General features: G+C 47.1%; 15 protein-coding genes. 6 read left to right on the forward strand and 9 right to left on the reverse strand.

Annotated features, from left to right (window positions below):
- The first annotated feature begins 580 nt into the window (after positions 1–580).
- Entirely contained in the window at positions 581–1,315 is a 735-nt protein-coding gene (locus tag QT984_RS27485; RefSeq protein ID WP_333375367.1) for an SGNH/GDSL hydrolase family protein, read from the forward strand.
- Between the two features lie 116 nt (positions 1,316–1,431).
- On the opposite strand, the gene QT984_RS27490 is transcribed toward QT984_RS27485, so the two are convergent.
- From QT984_RS27490 to QT984_RS27500, 3 genes are all read right to left on the reverse strand, one after another.
- On the reverse strand, positions 1,432–2,331 hold the full coding sequence (locus QT984_RS27490; RefSeq protein WP_333057223.1) for a DUF4436 family protein: 900 nt from the start codon (positions 2,329–2,331) through the stop codon (positions 1,432–1,434).
- 228 nt (positions 2,332–2,559) lie between these two features.
- Complete coding sequence (locus tag QT984_RS27495; RefSeq protein ID WP_333313754.1) at positions 2,560–4,074, reverse strand: carotenoid oxygenase family protein; 1,515 nt, start codon at positions 4,072–4,074, stop codon at positions 2,560–2,562.
- A gap of 143 nt (positions 4,075–4,217) precedes the next feature.
- Positions 4,218–5,672, reverse strand: coding sequence for a folate/biopterin family MFS transporter (locus QT984_RS27500; protein WP_333057221.1), 1,455 nt, complete (start codon positions 5,670–5,672; stop codon positions 4,218–4,220).
- Positions 5,673–5,807: 135 nt separating this feature from the next.
- On the opposite strand from QT984_RS27500, the gene QT984_RS27505 reads away from it, so the two are divergent.
- Positions 5,808–6,407 carry a cupin domain-containing protein gene (locus QT984_RS27505; protein WP_333375369.1) on the forward strand — a complete coding sequence of 200 codons (600 nt, stop codon included), beginning with the start codon at positions 5,808–5,810 and terminating at the stop codon, positions 6,405–6,407.
- Positions 6,408–6,413: 6 nt separating this feature from the next.
- A complete protein-coding gene (locus QT984_RS27510) occupies positions 6,414–7,049 on the forward strand; it encodes a class I SAM-dependent methyltransferase (RefSeq protein ID WP_333057219.1) in 636 nt (211 codons plus the stop codon).
- A gap of 93 nt (positions 7,050–7,142) precedes the next feature.
- Here QT984_RS27510 and QT984_RS27515 read toward each other — a convergent pair whose 3' ends face one another.
- The 6 genes from QT984_RS27515 to kdpA all read right to left on the reverse strand — a co-directional run bounded on the left by QT984_RS27515 (position 7,143) and on the right by kdpA (position 14,926).
- Complete coding sequence (locus QT984_RS27515) at positions 7,143–8,411, reverse strand: sodium:proton antiporter (protein ID WP_333375371.1); 1,269 nt, start codon at positions 8,409–8,411, stop codon at positions 7,143–7,145.
- 202 nt (positions 8,412–8,613) lie between these two features.
- Entirely contained in the window at positions 8,614–9,765 is a 1,152-nt protein-coding gene (locus QT984_RS27520) for a universal stress protein (protein ID WP_333375374.1), read from the reverse strand.
- A 133-nt stretch (positions 9,766–9,898) separates the two neighbouring features.
- Positions 9,899–10,525: a K(+)-transporting ATPase subunit C gene (gene kdpC / locus QT984_RS27525; protein ID WP_333233662.1), complete on the reverse strand. Its 627-nt coding sequence runs from the start codon at positions 10,523–10,525 to the stop codon at positions 9,899–9,901.
- A gap of 41 nt (positions 10,526–10,566) precedes the next feature.
- The gene (kdpF, locus tag QT984_RS27530) at positions 10,567–10,836 is read right to left on the reverse strand and encodes a K(+)-transporting ATPase subunit F (protein ID WP_333057215.1); all 270 of its coding nucleotides are present in this window, start codon (positions 10,834–10,836) and stop codon (positions 10,567–10,569) included.
- A 157-nt stretch (positions 10,837–10,993) separates the two neighbouring features.
- Complete coding sequence (gene kdpB, locus QT984_RS27535; protein WP_333375376.1) at positions 10,994–13,087, reverse strand: potassium-transporting ATPase subunit KdpB; 2,094 nt, start codon at positions 13,085–13,087, stop codon at positions 10,994–10,996.
- 78 nt (positions 13,088–13,165) lie between these two features.
- Positions 13,166–14,926 carry a potassium-transporting ATPase subunit KdpA gene (gene kdpA, locus QT984_RS27540; protein ID WP_333212152.1) on the reverse strand — a complete coding sequence of 587 codons (1,761 nt, stop codon included), beginning with the start codon at positions 14,924–14,926 and terminating at the stop codon, positions 13,166–13,168.
- Between the two features lie 300 nt (positions 14,927–15,226).
- Here kdpA and QT984_RS27545 point away from each other — a divergent pair, with 300 nt between their 5' ends.
- The 3 genes from QT984_RS27545 to QT984_RS27555 form a co-directional block, all read left to right on the forward strand.
- Positions 15,227–16,327: a HAMP domain-containing sensor histidine kinase gene (locus tag QT984_RS27545; RefSeq protein ID WP_333375380.1), complete on the forward strand. Its 1,101-nt coding sequence runs from the start codon at positions 15,227–15,229 to the stop codon at positions 16,325–16,327.
- A complete protein-coding gene (locus tag QT984_RS27550) occupies positions 16,324–17,016 on the forward strand; it encodes a response regulator transcription factor (RefSeq protein WP_333057210.1) in 693 nt (230 codons plus the stop codon). The genes QT984_RS27545 and QT984_RS27550 overlap by 4 nt, the downstream gene beginning before the upstream one ends.
- A 202-nt stretch (positions 17,017–17,218) precedes the next feature.
- On the forward strand, positions 17,219–20,952 hold a 3,734-nt coding region (locus QT984_RS27555), incomplete at its 3' end, for an Ig-like domain-containing protein (protein WP_333375382.1).

The raw sequence follows: 20,952 nt of genomic DNA on the forward strand, positions 1-20,952 counted from the left end.
AGTTTCATCGGATACAGGTTTTTTATTTCTGGACGGATGAATCACGTGGCGGGTATCCTGGATGCGGGAATTGTCAAAAACCTGGTTTCTGCGTTAAGGCTTATACAGCATATTCGGTGGTTCATGAAGTACAGGAGCAGCTATATTATGTCGTGTTAGTCCGTAGGGTGCGTCGCTCCTTGATATTTGATAAAGATTGCAGATTGATGGGTGGCGACGCACCTTACTCGCGTCTCTCTTCTTGTGTGTACCACATATACATGGAATATGCTGTAACTTCGGATTTGCTGTCTAAACCAGGTTTTTGTTAGGCCAGGACTGAGTGATTGAAATAAGTGACAAAAACCCCTGAAATGGATAATATTATTGCAGAGATAAATAGTTAGAGTTTTAGTAGGAATCTGCGTAGTGTATCCCAATGCGCGTCAAGCGAAGCTATCCCGAACGCGCGTGGGGGCCCGTTGCGGTAGGGAATCGCCCCCTCCCAAACTCCCGAAGCGGCAAGTGTCAATCAGACTTGCCATCACCGTAATTACTAGCTATTATCATCGCCTTCAACATCCCTCACTCCTTAATTCCAGTGTTTAAAGAATCCGTATCCCAAGCAACCCCGCCGCCCGAAATCCAGAACGTGCTCGCCGGCAAGCGCAAAATTGTGACAGTGGGCGACAGCATCACCGAGGCGGGGAAATACCCCGGAGGTTACGTTTGGCTGCTGCAACGCTATCTCAATGCCCTTTATCCCGATCGCCAAATCGAAATCGTCAACGCCGGAATCTCCGGTAACAAGGCGACTGATATGCAAGCGCGCTTCCAGAAAGATGCGATCGACCAAAAGCCAGATTTAGTGATGATTAATGTCGGAGTCAACGACGTTTGGCACGCTTTCTTTGACTTCCAAAACCTGCGATTTTATCCGCAAGGCAAGTTGCCCACGGGAGTGCCACTGGCAGAATATCGGGAGAAAATAACTCAAATGGTGCTGGCGGCAAAAGCCGCAGGAATTCGAGTTGTACTGCTTTCTCCTACTCCTATCGGCGAAATTCTCGACGGCCCAGAAAATCGTAGGTTGCAAGAGTATATTGCCGCGATGCGAGAAATTGCGTTAGAGAATCAGTGCTTGTTTATCGATTTGAATGCGCCTTGTCGGGAAGTTATCGCCACGTATCAAAAGCACGCGGGCAAAACTCTGAATTTGTTGGCTGCAGATGGAGTGCACCCAAATCAATCGGGATATCGAATTATAGCTTTTACTATCTTGCGCGGTTTGGGCGTACCCGCAAAGGATATTGAGAATTTGGAAGTCAAAAATTGAATCTTTGATTTTAGTTAACAGTTGACTTTGGGGTGTTAATTGAAAGTATCAAAGCTACAAGCCCCCTGATTTATGTCGCGGGTGAATTATTCCAATATAACATCTAAAATCTCAAATCATTCAATCGGCGGATGATACCGCTTTAACCAACAACTACCGATAATCACCAACGCCACCACAACTATAATTTCTGTCCAAAAAAACGACAGAAAATCACTGGCAGTTCCCACCGGAGGCACCCCAGGTTGAGCATTGCGAATAGCGGGAAAAGCAAATAGCATTACACCCGTCCAACTCAGCATTCCTACTTCCGGTAACTTACCCGATTTCATCACTTTTAATGCTAGCAAAAGCGCCATAATTGACAGCACCCACATGATCACAATAATCACTAAGGCAAAGAACTTCACCGGGAGCGATCGAGTTGCAGAAACATCGATATAAATAAAGATAGATGAATTCTCTTCCATCGGCTTATAACTGATGTCGAAACCGGGAACATCGGCATGGAAATTAAATTCCAGAGGTACGGGATTCAGTTCAAAGGGAGCAAACTTTTTCCCAATCGAAGGCAGCGGGTCGATCGAAATAGCTACTTTAGCAATGTGGGTGTCAAACGGGTAATTGTTAATTTTCCCTTTGACTAAGTTAAACTTCAATGCAGGGACAATCATCGGTTTGCCTTCTTTAAAGGTAATTTCCGAATCCGGTACATTTGCGCCGTTAACTGTCATTAACAAGTCTTGAGCCGGGTAAGTTGGCCCTTTTTTATAAATACCTTTGAGTTCAAACTGCAAGCGGGCTTCTAATTCGTTTTTAATGGGGTCAACGGCAATTAATGTCATTTTTACCTCAACCAAGCCTTTCGACGCTACAGCGCTTTCTGGAGATGGATTGTAAGGCTCTTGGGCGTTAGCATTGTGAGAGTAAATAGATAAGATAATTGCAAATATTACGACCAGACTGCAAATTAAAATAAGTATTTTTTTGAGATTAACTTTGTTGATACTTTGCATTTAATAGGGATTTTTATGTGTTAAAATGTTGTTAGTATTTCCCGCAGTCCGCCAGGGGTTTAAACCCCTGGCTCATAGCTAAAGTCGGTTAAAACCGACTGAAGAAACTTGAGCGATAATAAATGTTGGTTTTAGTCCTCTTTTAGAGGACTTTCGCTGTGAGCCGGGGTTTTCAACCCCCGGCGGGCTGTGGCGAGCGGCGCAAGAACCAGGCGAATCAACGCGAAACTACGAACCGATAGGAAGCAGTACATTTGATGTAAAACTGCCGTGCAAGCCGTAGGGAATGTGCTGTTTTAAATGCAAGCGCGCTACAGGGCCTTTGGTAATGTCGCGAGCATCTAAAATCACTAAGGTCGATCGATGATTAGCTGCATCATACATTAAAACCAGCAGCCAGCCGTCATCCTCAGCCGTTGCACCTTCAGGCGAGACGCCTGAACCACGGGGAACAAACACCGGTTCCCCCGCAAAACCACGCGGTGCGGCACTCCAAATTTGCCTTTCACCAGTCACGAAATCAATTTTGAGGATAGCTTGCAAAGGAGCATTTCCCGTGGGAGCATCCGCAGCACCGATATACAGATATCGGTAAGGTTGTCCGACATTATTAGGATGCAAAGTTGGAAACTCGCAGCACCGAGTTTCAACAACTTGATGCTGTACGGTTTTGTCTTGCAAATTCAACTTAAACCGCCACAATTCGCCCGCTGGAATGCTCTCAAAATCAACCTCGCGAAAATCGCCGTCTGCTTCTACAGTTGGAAATGATTCGTAACAAACTGAATCCACAAAAACTTCGTCTCCTTCTTCCCATGCGTTGCAGTGGTGGAACACAAAACAAGGTTCGGTTTCTAATATCTTCACCTCGTCAGTGCCGTTGCGGGGAATTAAAATTGCTTGCGTTGGCTTGTTTGGCGAAAATTGAATGCACTGGGATGCACTCCGAAATCCTAACAAGAAAAGCAGCGGATTAAATGAGACGGGATTTTGGAAGAATATGCAGTAATTCGGGGTAATTACCATGTCGTGCAGGAAGGCAAAACCCGGTATTGCATGGGCGTGACGCTGCAAAAGTTTGCCGCTTTCGTCGAATTCGTAAATCGTGATGGTACTCGACAAACCGGGCTTGACGGAAAAGTTTACTAATCTGTCTCCTTTGCCATTTTTCCCTTTTTCAATTCTGGGGTGGGCGGCGAAGGCTTCACCGGGTTGTAAAACGCCGTCTAGGGTGTCTAAGCCGAGTGTTTCTAGGGTGCGGGGGTCGAGTCTGTAGGGCTGTGCGGCTTCCCAAAGTGCTAGCAGTTTGTCGCCCCAATAAATGATGTTGGTGTTGGCAATGTTTTTGATTTTGACATCAAAAATGTTGGCCAGCGGGCCCCCTGGCTTTTGTGTGCCGAAAACGCCTCGGTGGAGGATTTTTCCGGCTTTTTGTTCGGCGAGATAGCCTTCTGTGCGGACGAATCGGTTGCGGAAATGGGCGCGGCCTTCGGATATTGCGATCGCACAAACCATCCCGTCGCCGTCAAACGGATGGTGGATGCGCTGGCCGTTGACATCTAATAATCCGGGCCCGTTGCGAAAGAATGTGCCTTGCAAGCCGGGGGGGATTTCGCCTTCTATGTTGTCAATCCAGTAGTCGGATTCGTTGGGTTGGGATTCGTAGCCGCGCTGCCAGTCTGTGCGATCGTATGATAGGTTTTGGGCGGCTGTTTGAGGTGGGGAAAGTTGTAAGTTTTGCATGGGTGTAATAAGCTTTTCTTGATTTAACCGCAGAGAACACAGAGGGCGCAGAGAGAAGGAAATTCGGAGAATGGGGAAACACAGTTAAATTCATCCGTTAAATTCATCCGTGTATCCGTGTCAAAATCTGTGTGTGCCTGCCTTTATTTACTGTCTGCGGTGCGACTTTGTGACCTTACTGTCGGTACTAAGTCGGGAAAGTATTCGGGCATGAAATGCTGTCCGCCTGGTTTGGAACTGCCTGGTTCTGGTTCTAATACGGGAAGAGACTTTTGATTGTTTGGATCGCTGCTTTCTGTACTGTCGGCGGGCAGCCAATTTAAGAAGGGTAGGGGCAGAAGTGTGGACAGGTTTGTGATGACTATTAGCAGCCAGAGGTTATCGAAATTGCGATCGGTAATTCCTAGCAAGTGGGTCAAAAGTGCACCGCCTTCGTGGGACAAAAGTCCTGCTAAATTTGTGATTGACATCAGCAGCGCAAATAAAGTTGCTTCGACGCCGGGGGGACACAATCTGGCGGAGAGTACGAGCACCGGCATATAAGCAATTTGTCCGATTACTGTCAGGATTAGGCTGTCTCCGATGCTGAACCATTGATCGTCAATTCCTAAAGCTCTGTTGGCATGAGTTACTAATAATAAAGTAGTCATGCCTAATGCTGTCGCTATGACGGTTGACCAGCCAAAAATTACTCGAAATGGAACTGTTTTGAGGAAGCGTTGAAACAGCCAAATGCCGGCGAGGGAGGCAATGCTGGTAACGAGGCGCACTCGGCCGAGAAACTCTGGTTGAAAGCCTAATTCATTGGTGGTGAAAAAGAAGAAGGCGGAGTCTGAGCTTGGGGTGGCTTGCCAGAGGAAGAGAAAGGCTGTGGGCAGCCAAATGGTTTTTTGGGTAACAGCTTGCCGTAGTTGTTTGAATTGGTCTTTGACAGTTTCAAAGTCGGTTCTTTTGTCGGTTTTTTCTTCGGCAATTAACCAAGCTGTTGCTGATACAATTAGCGGGAAAGATGCGGTGATTAAAAAGATAGTATGAGTGCTGAAGTGTTGCAGCAGGGAACCGCTGAGGTAGGCGGTAATTAGTCCGCCGAGGGCTGCAGCGCCCCAAGACAAGGATTGCAGGGAACCGGCGTCGGTAACGGATTCTTTTCTGGCCCTTTCGACTACCAGGGAGTCGGCGATTACGTCGCTGACGGCGAGGGATAGGGAACTCAGGGCGATCGCGCCTGTAGCTGCCAGCGGTGTGTGTACAATTGTTGCGAGGCTCACCCATGCTAAGGTTCCCAGCAGCCCGGAGAGGACGATGTAAGGGCGTCTGCGGTAGCCGAATATCGGCAAACCGTCCGACATGAAGCCGAAGACGGGTTTGATAATCCAAGGCAGGGCGACGACGCCCAGCATTGCCGAGACTTCTGCCGGACTCATGCCGAGTTCGTCTTTGAGAAAGAAGCTGACGGCTAAGCGGGCTAGTCCAAGAATGCCTTGGACGAAGTAAATCAGTAAGATGGCTATGAGTTCGGGGGTTGGCTCATTCCCAAAGAATACTTTTTCTTTTAAAGATTCTTTGAGTTTGCTGACGCCGGAGGGGGAAACGAGCATTTGAGCAATATTTCTTAATGAATCTCAATATTTATAACACATTCTTAATGAGTTGCGGGAACTGTCGGAGGTGGGATGCGGAAGTGAGGGGGAGGTGGCAGGTACTATAAAATTATGATGAGCTGAAATAAAACTATGTTTTGTTCCCATAGCATAAATTTCAAACGAACCGCTTTCGTCGCCTATGACGGGAATGAAGAAAATGAAGAGAATGAAGAGAGAATTCACAACTGCTACCATGACTGTTATATGATTATCGATCCTAAAAATGTCCCGGAAATTACAGGTTCCAAGTACCCTCGGCAATTCCAATCTGCTGTTGCGGGGAGAGTTAAAAAACGCTTGGGCGATGCTGCCGGATTGCAGAATTTTGGGGTAAATTTGGTTAGACTGGCGCCGGGAAGTTGTTCTGCTCTCAGGCACTGGCATACCCGTCAAGATGAGTTAATCTATGTTCTGGAAGGGGAAGTTACTCTGATTACAAATTCGGGAGAGCAAGTGCTGAAACCGGGTATGGCGGCGGGTTTTCCGGCGGGTGATGCAGACGGGCATCATTTAGTCAACCGCTCGAATGCAGATGTTGTTTATCTGGAAATTGGCGATTCCCTTCGGGATAGCTTCGCTTCACGCACTCCGGGAGATAGTGCCGAATATCCCGATGACGATCTAATGGCAAAAGCTAACGGGAATAGTTGGATTTTTACTCGCAAAAATGGCGAGGTTTATGAGGATTAAAAAATTATGAGTCAAGTGAATCTTTGGACTTCGGCGGAACACGCTTTATGGTATCTGGCTAAGGCTGATGGTATTCCTCACCGCACTGAAGGTGAAGCGGTTTTGTTGGAGGAAGTGCCGAAAAATGTGAAGCGAATTCTGGATGTGGGCACGGGAGACGGGCGGTTGCTGGGTCTGCTTAAGTGCGATCGACCAAATGTTGAATGTGTGGCGATCGACTTTTCGCCGACAATGCTGGAAAAAGCCAGAATTCGCTTTGCTGATGACCCAAATGTCACGGTAATCGAGCACAATTTTGATGAATCGCTGCCGGATTTGGGCAAGTTTGATGCGGTTGTTTCTAGTTTTGCGATTCATCATGTAGCAGACGATCGCAAACGTTCGCTTTACACTGAGATTTTCGAGCTTTTGGAACCGGGAGGCATTTTTTGCAACTTGGAGCACGTAGCGTCCGCAACTCCGGCTTTACATGAGAGATTTCGAGAGGCGATCGGTATTAGCGATTCGCCCGACGATCCATCTAATAAATTGCTGGATGTGGAAACGCAATTGCGCTGGTTTAGAGAAATTGGTTTTACCGATGCCGACTGTTATTGGAAGTGGCGGGAACTCGCTTTATTAGTTGGGGTGAAACCTGTTTAGAGTATTTCGTGAAATTCCTAGATTAGGTAAGGACACGGCAGTGCCATGTTCCTACAAATATCGCATAGAATCTGTATGAGTTGCGTGAATTAATTAAATTAAATCAGGTACTTTAGGTTTGATTCGGCGCTCGTACCAGTTCATTAACGGGGTGGAACTAATACCGTGCAAAATCACAGAAAGTACGATCGTTGTAAAGGTAATCCAGGCAATTTTTTCGGCGGTTTCGCCTTTCAAACCGTCACCGAAAGCATAAGTAAGATAATAGATAGAACCGACACCACGAATGCCGAACCAACCGCACAGCAAGCGGCTGGCGGGATGCAAAGGACTGCCGATCGTACTAATCCAAGCTCCCACAGGCCGGATTAAAAAAATTAACAATCCAGCTACTAAGAGAGAGTAGCCTCCATATGCCAACATAGGTTCTAGGCGCAAAAGTGAACCTAATAGTAAAATAGTTCCTACTTCCATTAACTTTTCTATGCGCTCGGTAAAGTGCAGTTGGGAAAGCGGCTTTTCTGGGTTCCGGTAACTGCGCTGCACGACAATTCCTGCTACAAAAACTGCGAGAAATCCGTAGCCGTTGACTACTTCTGTGAGGGAATATGTAAGCAAAATTGTGCTGAGAGCAATGAAATCTTCCATTAATTGATCTGCCGGTCGATAACGTTGGAGTTGGCGATCGACCCAGGTGACGGCTTTAGCTACTAAAATTCCCATAACGATAGCTGCGGCGATCGCCCAAATCAAGTCAACTGCTACCCACTGCGAAAACCAGTTCGACCAGTTGTTATCTTTTAGCGAATAAATGCCGAAATAAACAAAGGGAAAAGCTAAAGCATCGTTCAAACCGCCTTCTGATGTTAAACCAAAGCGCAATTCATCGCGATCGTCTAGATGAGCTAACTGAACTTCTGAGGCTAAAACTGGATCGGTGGGAGCGAGAATTGCTCCCAGTAAAATCGCCGGGCCCCAATCTAATTTCACAAACCAATGACCGATCGCAGCCACTGCAAAAATCGAAATTGGCATTAAAAAACCGATCAGCCGCGCTGTGGAATTCCAGGCCCAAAGTTGCAGTGGGCGATTCATTTTTAAGCCACAACTGAACAGAGAAACAATAACTACAAATTCTGTAAGTCTTTCTAAAAATTCAGCTTCGGGACGCAAGTCAATCAGCTTGATGCCGTAGGGCCCCAATCCGATACCGACAATTAGATAAATTAAGGCATAAGATACAGGCAATCGCGAAATCCAGCCGGAACCCAAGGTAACGGTAAGCAGGAGGATGCCAATAACTAGCAAGTTGAGAATGTAATCATCCACCATAACGATCGCACTTTTAATCAGATATAGCAAGTGCTATTTTGACAGGTAAAAGCTTCGGGCGCATCCGTCGTCCGCTAGATTCAGCTATCCTCCGAAAGTGGTGTGGGCGGGTTTATATAGATTGTTAGTGGGAATTAGAGATTGTTGGTGAAACCCTCCCTACAAGTATTATGGTTAATTTATCGGCTCTCATCCGACTCATGACTAATGACTAATGACTGAAGACTAATAATTAATTAGAAAGACCACTTTTTTCAGTAGCGATTATGTGCAAATCTACGTGTTTGAGCGATCGCACTAACTGTTGAGTCAAAGAACCCCGCAGCAGCAATTTCCAGCGGGATTGCTGGCTTTCGCCGATCACAATTTGAGTAACGCGATACTGTTTAGCTACTTCGGAAATCGCTTTGGCTATATTAGTGCCGTTTACCCGCAAAAATTTCCCGTTAAATTCTTGACACAGTTTCTCACAAGTTTCAACGTGCAAGCTTTCTGCTTTTGTTAAAAATCGGTCTGGATCGTTGACAAACACAGCATAAAATGGGGCATTCATGTAGCTCGCAATCCTCGCGCCTCGCCGCAGCAATTGCAAGGAGTTCGGATAAGTCGAGATGCACACTAAAACTCGTTCGTGAATGTTGCAAGATTGACCTTTTAAAGTTGCTGCGTCGTCTTCCACAGTGTCTGCGACTTCTCGCAGGGCGAGTTCTCGCAAAGCGATTAAATGACGGCGCTGGAAAAAATTTTCTAAAGATTGTTCAATTTTTTCAGGAGCATAAATCTTGCCTTCTAGCAACCTTTCTTCTAAAGTTTCCGGCGTGACATCGACAACGACTATTTCGTCAGCATCTTCGAGGACGCGATCGGGCACTCGCTCTCGCACTACAACTCCGGTAATTCTAGCTACTAAATCGTTGAGACTTTCTATGTGCTGAATGTTAAGGGTAGAGAAAACATCAATTCCAGCCTTGAGAATTTCTTCCACATCTTGATATCGTTTTTCTCGCAGAGAACCGGGAATGTTTGTATGAGCGAGTTCGTCTATTAATGCTAATTGAGGACGGCGTGCTATGACAGATTCTGTATCCATTTCGGTGAGCATTTTTTCGCCGCGTAGCATTTGTTTTTTGGACACTATTTCCAATGCTTCTGCTCTAGCTGCTGTCTCTTTCCTGCCGTGAGTTTCTAACAGTCCAATTACCACATCAATGCCTTCAGATTTGAGCGTGTGTCCTTCTTCCAGCATTCGGAACGTTTTGCCGACACCGGGGGCCATGCCGATAAATATTTTGTGCTTTCCCCGGCGGGAGGTGCGATCGTAAGTGCGGTTAGGTTGGGCATAAACCGCGTCTGGATTGTTAGTAAGTTCGCTAGAGTGAATCATAGCTGAGTTGTCAGTTGTTCTTTGTTCGTTGTTCGTTGTTAGTCACATTTGTAGGTTGGGTTGAACGAAGTGAAACCCAACTCCAACTTGAACTGAAGTGTTGGGTTTCGTTCCTCAACCCAACCTACGTATATTATAAACGGTCGAGAGCCAAATTCAGTTGGAGGACGTTAACTCCCGGTTCACCGAAAATGCCAATAAATCTGCCCTCTGTATTTTTAGCTACCAACATTTCTACTTGATTGAGATTGAGCGATCGCACCGTTGCTATCCGCTGAATTTGCGATCGAGCTGCCTCTACGCTAATGTGCGGATCGAGGCTAGAACCGGAAGTATAGACTAAATCAGCAGTTGGTTTGATACCAGCTTTGTTGAGGCGATCTAATTCAACTTGCACCCCCTGAAAACCATCTTTCTCATTACCTCGTTTCAGCAAATCAGAGTTACTGGGGGCAAGGTTGCTCGCTCCCGAAACACCCGTTCTTTGACTAACATTTTCTCCCTTTGTCGGATCGTAATTTTCTGTCGCAAAGCTGCTGTAATTGGTGGTGCTGGGACGACCCCAAAAATATCTTTCTGAGGAGAAAGGCTGACCGATTAAAGCAGAGCCAACTACAACTCCTTGGTTGGTAATTAAGCTGCCGTTTGCCTGGGAGTTGAAGGCAATTTGGCCGATTACTAGCAAGATTAAAGGGTAAATAATGGCTGTAATTCCCCACAAAACCAGGGTAAGGCGAATGGCTCTAATTATTTCTCTCATAAATTACCTCGATCGGTTATTTGCTAATGGTTAATTATTGACTAAAATCTTTCCGGCTGAAAGATGACTACGAACAAGTAAATAGAAAGGGCGATAATCACCAAACCTAGGAGACTTAAACCCCAGACAGCTTTTCGGGTCAAATCTTCGCCCGCAGCAGCGTAGACAGCGGGGGCAACTATAGCATTGAAACACATTACTAGAAATAGCTGCACCGGGATTGGGTGGCGCTGCCAAAGCCTTTGAGCTAACTCAATAATTTCTTGGAAATCTCTGGGAAAAATATCATTCAGCAAATCATTCCGTTTCATGAATTCTCCTTATTTTGGGAATAAATATCTGTCTTTCTATTGGATGATTTTTGTGGGAAAATCGAGGCATAGCCTCTGGATATGCGTTCCCAGGCAGAGCCTGGGAACGAGATTAATCCGTGTATCCGTGTCAAAATCCTTGTCATGCTTTCCCGATCTATGCTAACCCAACGGCGGTAATCAAAACATCAATAATTTTGATGGCAATAAACGGCGCGACTGCCCCGCCCAATCCGTAGATTAAAATGTTCCGCTGCAACAGTTGATTTGCAGTCAAAGGTCTAAACTTTACACCAGTTAATGCTAGGGGAATCAAAGCTGGAATAATCAAAGCATTGTAAACTAATGCTGACAAAACCGCAGACTGTCCGCTGGCTAAACCCATGACGTTTAATGCGCCTACGGGGGCAAACATGGCGGGAATAATTGCAAAATATTTTGCGATATCGTTGGCTAGGGAAAATGTGGTCAGCGCGCCGCGAGTAATCAGCAATTGTTTGCCAATTGTAACTAAATCAATGAGTTTGGTGGGGTCAGAATCTAAGTCCACCATGTTTGCAGCTTCCTTCGCGGCTTGGGTTCCAGAATTCATCGCCAAGCCTACGTTTGCTTGTGCTAGTGCGGGTGCGTCGTTGGTTCCGTCTCCCGTCATTGCGACTAATTTACCCTCGGCTTGTTGCTTGCGAATTACGTCGATTTTGTCTTCGGGAGTTGCTTCGGCAATGAAGTCGTCAACGCCTGCTTCATCGGCAATTACTGATGCTGTAATCCGGTTATCTCCGGTGAGCATAATGGTACGAATTCCCATTTTTCGCAGTTGGTCAAATCGATCGCGAATTCCCGGTTTAATCACATCTTTTAAATAGATAATGCCGTAGGTGTCGCTGCCTTGACAAACGCCTAAAGGCGTGCCTCCAAGCCGGGAAACTCGCTCGTAAGCTGCATCGAGATCGGGGCCGATATTGCCGCCGCGCGATCGCACAAAACCCTTCACCGCATCCACCGCACCCTTGCGAACCTCCGTCCTGTCGGGCAAATCCGTGCCAGACATCCGCGTTTTTGCGGAAAAATCAAGCCCTGTGGCGTTGGTGCGATCGAAATTCACCGTTGCGCCCAATTTTTCGGCCAAACGGACGATCGACTTTCCCTCTGGAGTATCGTCAAACACACTCGCAGCAAGGGCTACACTCGCAACATCCTCCAGCGAGTGACCGTTTACCGGAATGAACTCCTCGGCTAAACGGTTCCCCAGCGTGATCGTCCCCGTTTTGTCCAAAATCAGCGTATTCACGTCGCCGCAAGCCTCCACGGCGCGTCCAGAGGTCGCTATCACGTTAAACTGAGCGACGCGATCCATGCCCGCAATGCCGATCGCGCTCAGCAAACCGCCGATCGTTGTTGGAATCAGCGCCACCAGCAGCGAAATCAGCGTCACCACGCCCACAGGGGTTTTCACGTAATTTCCCACGGGCGGAATCGTCGAAACCACAATCAAAAACACCAGCGTTAGCACCGCCAGCAGCACCGTCAGCGCGATCTCGTTCGGCGTTTTCGACCTTTCAGCGCCCTCTACCAGCGCGATCATCCTGTCCAAAAATCCCTTACCGGGGTCGGCCATCACCCGCAGCGTCAATTCGTCGGAAAGGATGCGCGTACCGCCGGTGACGGAACTGGCGATGTCCGAACCCGGTTCCTTGAGCACCGGCGCGGATTCGCCAGTGATCGCAGATTCGTCTACAGATGCGACGCCTGCAATCACTTCGCCGTCGGCGGGAATGACATCGCCTGCGATCACTTTAATTTGGTCGCCCCGTCTCAGGGATGTCGAACTAACTTCTTGAATTGAACCGTCTGGTAGGAGTTTGCGGGCTGTTGTGTCGGCTTTGGTCGATCGCAGTGCGTCTGCTTGCGCTTTCCCCCGCCCTTCTGCTATCGCTTCGGCAAAATTAGCAAATACCAAGGTGAAGAACAAAATAAACGTGACTAAACCGTTGAAAACTCTCTGATTTTCGCCGGGAACCGGGCCGAACAGCGTCGGGTCGATCGTTAATAATGCAGTCACAATTGTGCCAACCCACACCACAAACATCACCGGATTTTTTAGCATTACCCGTGGGTTTAGCTTGACAAAAGCTTCTTTAAAAGCTCTTTGATAAAGACCTTTTGTATTTGCTTTTGGCGTGTGCTTGCGAGACTCGCGAGAGCCTCTAGCAGGTTTTTTTGGGGAATCTGGAGTATGGGATGAGGTCATGTCGATTTGGGATTTTTAATGAACCACAGAGAACACAGAGAACGCAGAGAGAGAGAATAGTGAGGTTGAGAATTTTCGCTATTGAGATGGAGGAGTTGGTGTTGCTAAAGGTGTTGTGGGTACAGTTATCGATGCTGGTTCAAATTTGCCGCTGCTAATTTCATATCCTTCGGCAATTGGCCCTAAAGCTAGAACTGGGAAAAATGTCAGCGCGCCCAGAATTATAATTACTCCTGCGGTGACGCTGGTGAATAAAACTGAATCGGTTCTGAGAGTGCCGGTTGTTTCGGGAACCAGTTGTTTGTTCGTCATGCTGTCGGCTAAAAGTAGCAGGGCAATAATTGGAACGTAGCGCCCCAATAGCAGGCTGAAACAGGTGCTTAAATTCCACCAAAGTCCGGTAGGTGCGGGTTGAGAGTCGGCCAATCCTTCTAAGCCAGAACCGTTGTTGGCTGCCGCCGAAGCGTATTCGTACATCACCTGGGAAATGCCGTGAAATCCGGGGTTGCTGATGCCGCTCAAACTGTCGGTAAATGCGAGAGAAATGGCACCGGGGATTAAAACTGCGATCGGGTGAATTAACAAAACAACGCTGGCTAAAACAATTTCCCGTTTTTCAATTTTGCGTCCCAAAAACTCCGGCGTTCTCCCCACCATCAAGCCCGTGAGAAACACGCTCAAAATTGAGTAGATAAATAAGTAAGCAGTTCCCGTTCCTTGTCCGCCCCAAACGATTTGCAGAAACAAATTAAACAGAGTGGCAAAACCACCGGGAGGCATTAAAGAATCGTGCATTCCGTTGACAGCGCCGCACATTGTGCCAGTGGTAGTCACCGCCCACAGTGCAGTTTCTGCCCAGCCAAACCTAACTTCTTTGCCTTCTAAATTTGGTTGCTGCGAACCCAGTAAATTATTAATTTGAGGGTTGCCGCCGTACTCGCCAAATGCTGCAATGCCAATCAAAATTACATAGATGGCAAACACCATCCAAAAAATCAGCCATCCCTGCTTTTTGTTGTTGGCAAATCTGCCGTAGGTGTGAATCATAGCTGCTGGTATAGAAAGCATTGCTAGTGTTTCCAGCAGGTTGGTAAAAGGATTGGGATTTTCAAAAGGATGAGCCGAGTTAATGGCAAAAAATCCGCCGCCATTTTCTCCCAGTTGTTTGATGCTTTCAAAGTGAGCTACTGGGCCGCGAGCAATTATTTGCGTGCCGCCTTCTAAGGTACGGGCAACGGCCGGCCCTGCGAGGGTTTCCGGCACTCCTGAAATTAGCAAAAGTAAGGCAATTATTAAAGAAAGGGGTAGCAGAATCCGGGTGATTGATTGAATTAAATCGATGTAAAAGTTGCCCAAGGGACGGCCGGTCAAGCCCCGGATAAAGGCAATCCCTACTGCTAAACCGGTAGCTGCTGAGGTAAACATTAAAAATCCCAGGGTTAACTGGGACAAATAAGTAAATGTTGTCTCGCCGGAGTAATGCTGTTGGTCGGTATTTGTGAGGAATGAAATAGTTGTGTGCAGCGCAGTATCCCAGGTTGGGGCAGTTAAGCTGGTGGGATTTAAAGGCAGCACTCCTTGAAGCATGAAAATTAGGAAAACAAATATGCCCATTGCTGCATTGCTGTACAGTAGCGATCGCGCATATTGCCAACCTGTCATCGAATCTATAGACCGGATATTGCTGGCTTTATAGATGAGTTTTTCTAGGGGTTTAATAGCGGGGTCGAGAATGGTTGGTTCTCCCATGTACACCCGCGCCATGTAATTACCAAAAATAGGGGCGATCGCTACTACAATGATTAGCGTTAATGCGATTTGAATTAATCCTTCAAGCATAACTGAGCCAATACTTCCTTAAAAGTGCAATCTGCTTTTAAAAATCAATATACTTGCCGTTAGGATTTTTGATAATCAGCCCGCAGGTATAAGTTGCTGTTTAGCCGTTATACTTAGCTGCTATATATTTTCACTGACTGACAAATGTTTAAATATTTAGCAGTATCTATACTTGCAGATATAGATGTTATCTAAACGCTTGTTTTTGCGTCACTGTAGACAAATTTTAGCGAATAAAAACCCTAGGGATAAGGCAGAGAGTAGAGTGTAAATATAAAATATAAAATGGATGGATAAGGGATGTTAAACAGCTTATTAAAAATCACAGACAACCTGGCAATTCAAGAGAAGTATTTGCGGGGGAGGTGGTCGATCGCAATTTTATTTGCGATCGTTGTAGTGCTGGAATTTACTACGCCGTCGGAGTATCTGTTTGGGTATTTGTACACAGGGCCGATTTTATTGGCAAATTCGCGCTTGAGTCGGTTGGGTAAGTTGCAAATTACGCTGGTATCGGCAGCTTTGACGCTGTTAAATTTGTTTGTTCCTCCTGGAGAAGCGATCGCCCTAGCAACTGTAGCAAATAGATCGATCGCAGTCATGGCTTTAGGGGTGACGGGATATTTAAGCGATCGCAACCAGCAGTACCAAGAGACGATCGCGATCGCTAAAGCTGAGTTGCAGTCGCAGCAGCAGCTAGCAAGCATCCGAGAAGATTTTGTCTCTACTTTGAGTCACGACTTAAAAACGCCGATGCTGGGGGCGATTGAAACAATTAAAGCTTTTGGATCAGCAAAATTTGGGAATGTCACCGCCAGTCAGCAAAAAGTTCTCGAAACAATGGCGCGATCGCACCAAATGTCACTACAATTAGTAGAAACGCTGCTAGATGTTTACCGCAACGATGCCGAAGGTTTAAAACTGCAACTTGCTCCCGTAAATTTAGTAGCATTGGCAGAAGAAGTAATTGCAACACTCATCCATTTATCGGCGGCGCGCCGCGTCTATATTAGTATGAGTTACGGAGAGTCTGATTTTCGCCGCTCTTTGTGGGTAAATGGCGATGCTGTGCAACTCCAGCGCGTTTTTGTTAATTTGCTAACAAACGGCATCAATCATTCTCATCGCGGCGGTAAAGTGGAAATTGTTATGGAATCTAATTCGAGTTATCAGGTGGTGAAAGTTATCGATAGCGGGTTGGGAATTACCGCCGATGAACTGCCCCATTTGTTCGAGCGTTTTTATCAAGGACACAGCGATCGGCAAGCCAAAGGATCGGGATTAGGATTATACTTATCTCGCCAAATTATTGACGCCCACGGCGGTATAATTTGGGCAGAAAATAAATTGCCACACGGTGCTTTATTTGGATTCCGACTCCCTGCTATCCCACAGAAATGAAACCAGCTTATCCGTTGCGAATTCTCCTAGTTGAAGACGACGAACTGTTTCGGTTGGGGCTGCAAACGCGGTTGCAGCAAGAAAGTTGCTTGCAAGTAATTGCCGAGGCTGAAGATGGCGAAACCGCAGTAGAATTGACTCAGGAACACTTGCCAGATGTGGTAGTTCTCGATGTCGGTTTGCCTGGAATTGGCGGTATTGAAGCGTGCCGCCAAATTAAACAGCGACATCCAGCAATTCCCGTTTTAATCTTAACATCTCATTCCCAAAAATCCTTAATTGAAAGATTGATTAGTGCGGGTGCTCAGGGATATTGCCTCAAGGGAATTGCGGCGGAAACTTTGGTTTTAGCAATTCGATCGGTAGCGGCGGGTGCTTCGTGGTGGGATCAGGCGGCAACTGCGGAAATTCGGGCAGTTTTTGCTAATCCTGAACCTGTGAAAATTGGGTCAAAATCAGAAGTTTTGGAGAATCCGCTGACGAAGCGAGAACAGGAAATCTTGGCTTTAGTTGCGGGGGGGAAAAGCAATCAGGAAATTGCACAAATATTGTACATTGCTCCGGGGACTGTGCGGGTTCACGTCCACGCGATTTTGCAAAAGTTAGAAGTGCGCGATCGCACTCAAGCTGCTGTACTCGCAATTCAGAAAGGATTGGTAGCAGAAGAACTTTTGGCGATCGAACCCTAAAAAAGCGAGTTGTGTACTGGAATTGTCGGTTTTTTAAAGGAATTATTGGCTAAACCCGCCCCTATCAAAAGGCTTCTGTTGCAGGTTCATGGGAAATTAGTATTCGTCTTGATTGTTAATTTTACTCATGACATTAAATTTGTGAATTTGCTAAGGTAGACAGGCATTAATTTTCCTACCGTCATCTAACCAAAGGTGTATTATGCCAAATTTTATCAGTTCAGTTTTTAGTTCGATCGCCTTTATCGACTCTGCCCTTCCCGACAGCCAAACTCTCCACAACGGCATCGCAGCGGGGACAGAAGTTATTACCTTGGATGCGGCGCGGGATGGAGTAGAACAAATTACTGAGGCACTAGCGAATCGCAGCAATATTAAAAGTATTCATATCATCTCCCACGGCCGCCCCGCGAGTTTACTGCTAGGCGCGATCGATCTAAACTTGACAAATTTAAAAACTTATGCTAAGCAATTGCAGCGTTGGTCGCGATCGCTGGGAGACAGTGGAGAGATTTTGCTGTACGGGTGCGATGTAGCGGCGGGGGAAAAGGGCGCTAACTTTGTGCAGCAACTGAGTCAGCTAACCAAGGCAAAAATTGCTGCTTCTCGATCGCCGATCGGCAGTTCGGCTAAGGGCGGAGATTGGGAATTAGATTATACAACAGGAGCGGTGTCCTCTGGGCTGGCGATCGGGCCAACAACAAGAGCCACTTATCAATTTGCCTTCGGCGTCACCCTCTACGACGGCAGCAGTAACTTTCCAGCCGGATCGCCCGTCGGTATCGGGGCATCGGGCACTACTCAATTAGGTTACGGACAAGTACCTCTTCCCATACCTATTTTTTTCCCATTCGGTGGTGGTATCCTAGCTACAGGTGCGTTCTCGCCAAACACTGGCATTAATACTGCGAGCGTGACGGCGGCTAATAACACTACAGGCTATGCAGGCTACACCAACTACAGATACACTCCCGCAACTCCGACCCCGACACCAGCAACATTTACTCCAGTCAGCGCAACTTTTCCCGCACTTGACCGCACCAACGGTTACAGCGTTTCTTTTCGAGTTGCAGTCACCGCTGAAAACAGTATTAGTAACGATCGGGCCGGTTTCAGCATCATCGCCATTAGCAGCGACGCTCAAAATGGCATTGAACTGGGTTTCACCAAGGGGAACTTTCCCCCCAACGGAGGTATATTTGCTCAAACCGGTGGTACACCAACATCAGCTCCCACCTTTACTCGCGGGGAAAATGCACCTTTACCTTTTAACATCAACACTGCTACCGACTACAAACTCGTAGTTCAAGGCAACACTTACACCCTGTTTGCCGGCCCAACAGCAATACCAGGCCTGACAAATCAACCGCTACGCAACTACACGGCATTTAATCCAGCAACCAGCCAGCCGCGTTTACCCTACAATCCCTACAGCCAGCCAAACTTCCTATTTTTCGGGGACGCCACGGATCAAGCAAGTGCCGCTTTTACTCTCGGCACCATCTCGGTTAATAATTTCCCGGTGGCCGTCGATGACGGCAGCTACAGCGTCGTGCACGACAAAGTTCTCAGCGTCTCTGGGGCGGGAGTCTTAAGCAACGACACCGACGCCAACAGCGGCGACGCGCGTAGTGCCGTGGTAGTTACAACCGCGAGCAACGGTACAGTCAAGTTAAATCTCACCGGCGACTTCACTTATACTCCGAAAGCTGGCTTTGTAGGCACTGATACCTTCACCTATAATGTTAGCGACGGCACAGATTCATCTGTCCAACCAGCAACAGTTACGATTAACGTTACAAATAATAATCTCCCGTTTGCAGTAATTGACAATTACAAAACCCTTCACGGTCAAGTCCTGAACGTGGCTGTTGGTGAGGGAGTTTTAGCCAACGACATCGACTTGGATGGTGATTTGCGGACGGCAACTCTAGTCACAAATCCCAAGAATGGCACTCTCGGATTGAATAAGGATGGTTCGTTTACTTATACTCCCAATCCAGGATTCTTTGGACCTGATAGTTTTACTTACACTGTCAGCGATGGGGCTGCTACTTCACCAGCAATTTCGGCAAATATCAATGTCATAAACAATCCGCCGAACGTACAAATTGACAATTACAAAACCCTGCACGATCAAGTCCTGAACGTGCCTGTGGCTGAGGGAGTTTTAGCCAACGATAGCGACTTAGACAAGGATTTGCGGACGGCAACTCTAGTCACAAATCCCAACAATGGCACTCTCGGATTTAATAAGGATGGTTCGTTTACTTATACTCCGAACCCTGGATTTTTTGGACTCGATATCTTTACCTACAGTGTCAGCGATGGGGCTGTTACGACACCAGCAATTTCGGCAAATATCAATGTCATAAACAATCCGCCGAACGTACAAATTGACAATTACAAAACCCTGCACGATCAAGTCCTGAACGTGCCTGTGGCTGAGGGAGTTTTAGCCAACGATAGCGACTTAGACAAGGATTTGCTGACGGCAACTAAAGTCAGAAATCCCAACAATGGCACTCTCGGATTTAATAAGGATGGTTCGTTTACTTATACTCCGAACCCTGGATTTTTTGGACTCGATAGCTTTACCTACAGTGTCAGCGATGGGGCTGTTACGACACCAGCAATTTCGGCAAATATCAATGTCATAAACAATCCGCCGATCGTACAACCCGAAAATTACCCTACCTTACACGATCGAGTCTTGAACCTGCCTGCCGCCAAGGGAGTTTTAGCCAACGATAGCGACGTTGATGGCGATGTGTTGACGGCAACTAAAGTCACAAATCCCACCAATGGCACTCTCGCATTCAATAAAGACGGTTCTTTTATCTATACTCCCAATCCGGGATTCGTGGGACTCGACAGCTTTACATACACAGTCAGCGACGGGGCTGCTACTTTACCAGCAATCGCGAATATCTCTGTCACCAACAATCCGCCGATCGTACAACCTGAAAATTACCCTACCCTACACGATCGAGTCTTGAACGTGCCTGTTGCCAAGGGAGTTTTAGCCAACGACAGCGACGTTGATGGCGAGGTATTGACGGCAAATATTTTTAGCAACCCCAACAACGGCACGATCGCATTCAATAAAGATGGTTCTTTTATCTATACTCCCAATCCGGGATTCGTGGGACTCGACAGCTTTACATACACAGTCAGTGACGGGGCTGCTACTTTACCAGCAATTTCGGCAAATATCAACGTTACAAACAATCCGCCGATCGCACAACCCGATACCTACAGCGTCAGTGCGGGAACAGTCCTCAGCAAAATAGTGCCGGGAGTTTTAGCCAACGACTCCGACGCAGATTTGGACACGCTGAGTGCTGCGGTGGCCGCAAATCCGACGAAAGGGTCGATCGCCCTCAACAAAGACGGTTCTTTCACTTATACTCCTAACGCTGGCTTTTCTGGAACAGACACATTTACCTACACAGTCAGCGACGGAATAGTTAGCTCGGAACCGGCTACCGTGACTGTCAGCGTCAACAATAACCCGCCTGTGGCGAATTCTGACAGCTATACTACTGCTTTTAATACGAGTCTCAACGTGACTGGTTTGGGAGTCTTAATCAACGATACAGACCCGGAAAATGACCCGCTGACGGCGATTCTGGTGACAAATCCGGCTACAGGGTCGATCGCCCTCAACGCTAACGGTTCTTTCACTTATACTCCGAATGCTGGTTTTGCAGGGACAGACTCTTTTACCTACAAGGCTAATGACGGGAAAGCTGATTCTGCGATCGTCACGGCAAGCATTGTTGTCAATAACCCTCCGACTCCGACTCCCACGGAAACTCCGACTCCCACGGAAACTCCGACTCCAACTCCCACGGAAACTCCGACTCCCACGGAAACTCCGACTCCCACGGAAACTCCGACTCCAACTCCCACGGAAACTCCGACTCCCACGGA

Source organism: Microcoleus sp. Z1_B2 (assembly GCF_036700325.1).
Taxonomy (GTDB): domain Bacteria; phylum Cyanobacteriota; class Cyanobacteriia; order Cyanobacteriales; family Microcoleaceae; genus Microcoleus.

Bases quoted from the DNA above. Each gene is read 5' to 3' on its own strand.
- QT984_RS27490 (WP_333057223.1), bottom strand. From the start codon at position 2,331: ATGCAAAGTATCAACAAAGTTAATCTCAAAAAAATACTTATTTTAATT.
- QT984_RS27495 (WP_333313754.1), bottom strand. From the start codon at position 4,074: ATGCAAAACTTACAACTTTCCCCACCTCAAACAGCCGCCCAAAACCTA.
- QT984_RS27500 (WP_333057221.1), bottom strand. From the start codon at position 5,672: ATGCTCGTTTCCCCCTCCGGCGTCAGCAAACTCAAAGAATCTTTAAAA.
- QT984_RS27505 (WP_333375369.1), top strand. From the start codon at position 5,808: ATGTTTTGTTCCCATAGCATAAATTTCAAACGAACCGCTTTCGTCGCC.
- QT984_RS27510 (WP_333057219.1), top strand. From the start codon at position 6,414: ATGAGTCAAGTGAATCTTTGGACTTCGGCGGAACACGCTTTATGGTAT.
- QT984_RS27520 (WP_333375374.1), bottom strand. From the start codon at position 9,765: ATGATTCACTCTAGCGAACTTACTAACAATCCAGACGCGGTTTATGCC.
- kdpC (WP_333233662.1), bottom strand. From the start codon at position 10,525: ATGAGAGAAATAATTAGAGCCATTCGCCTTACCCTGGTTTTGTGGGGA.
- kdpF (WP_333057215.1), bottom strand. From the start codon at position 10,836: ATGAAACGGAATGATTTGCTGAATGATATTTTTCCCAGAGATTTCCAA.
- kdpB (WP_333375376.1), bottom strand. From the start codon at position 13,087: ATGACCTCATCCCATACTCCAGATTCCCCAAAAAAACCTGCTAGAGGC.
- kdpA (WP_333212152.1), bottom strand. From the start codon at position 14,926: ATGCTTGAAGGATTAATTCAAATCGCATTAACGCTAATCATTGTAGTA.
- QT984_RS27545 (WP_333375380.1), top strand. From the start codon at position 15,227: ATGTTAAACAGCTTATTAAAAATCACAGACAACCTGGCAATTCAAGAG.
- QT984_RS27550 (WP_333057210.1), top strand. From the start codon at position 16,324: ATGAAACCAGCTTATCCGTTGCGAATTCTCCTAGTTGAAGACGACGAA.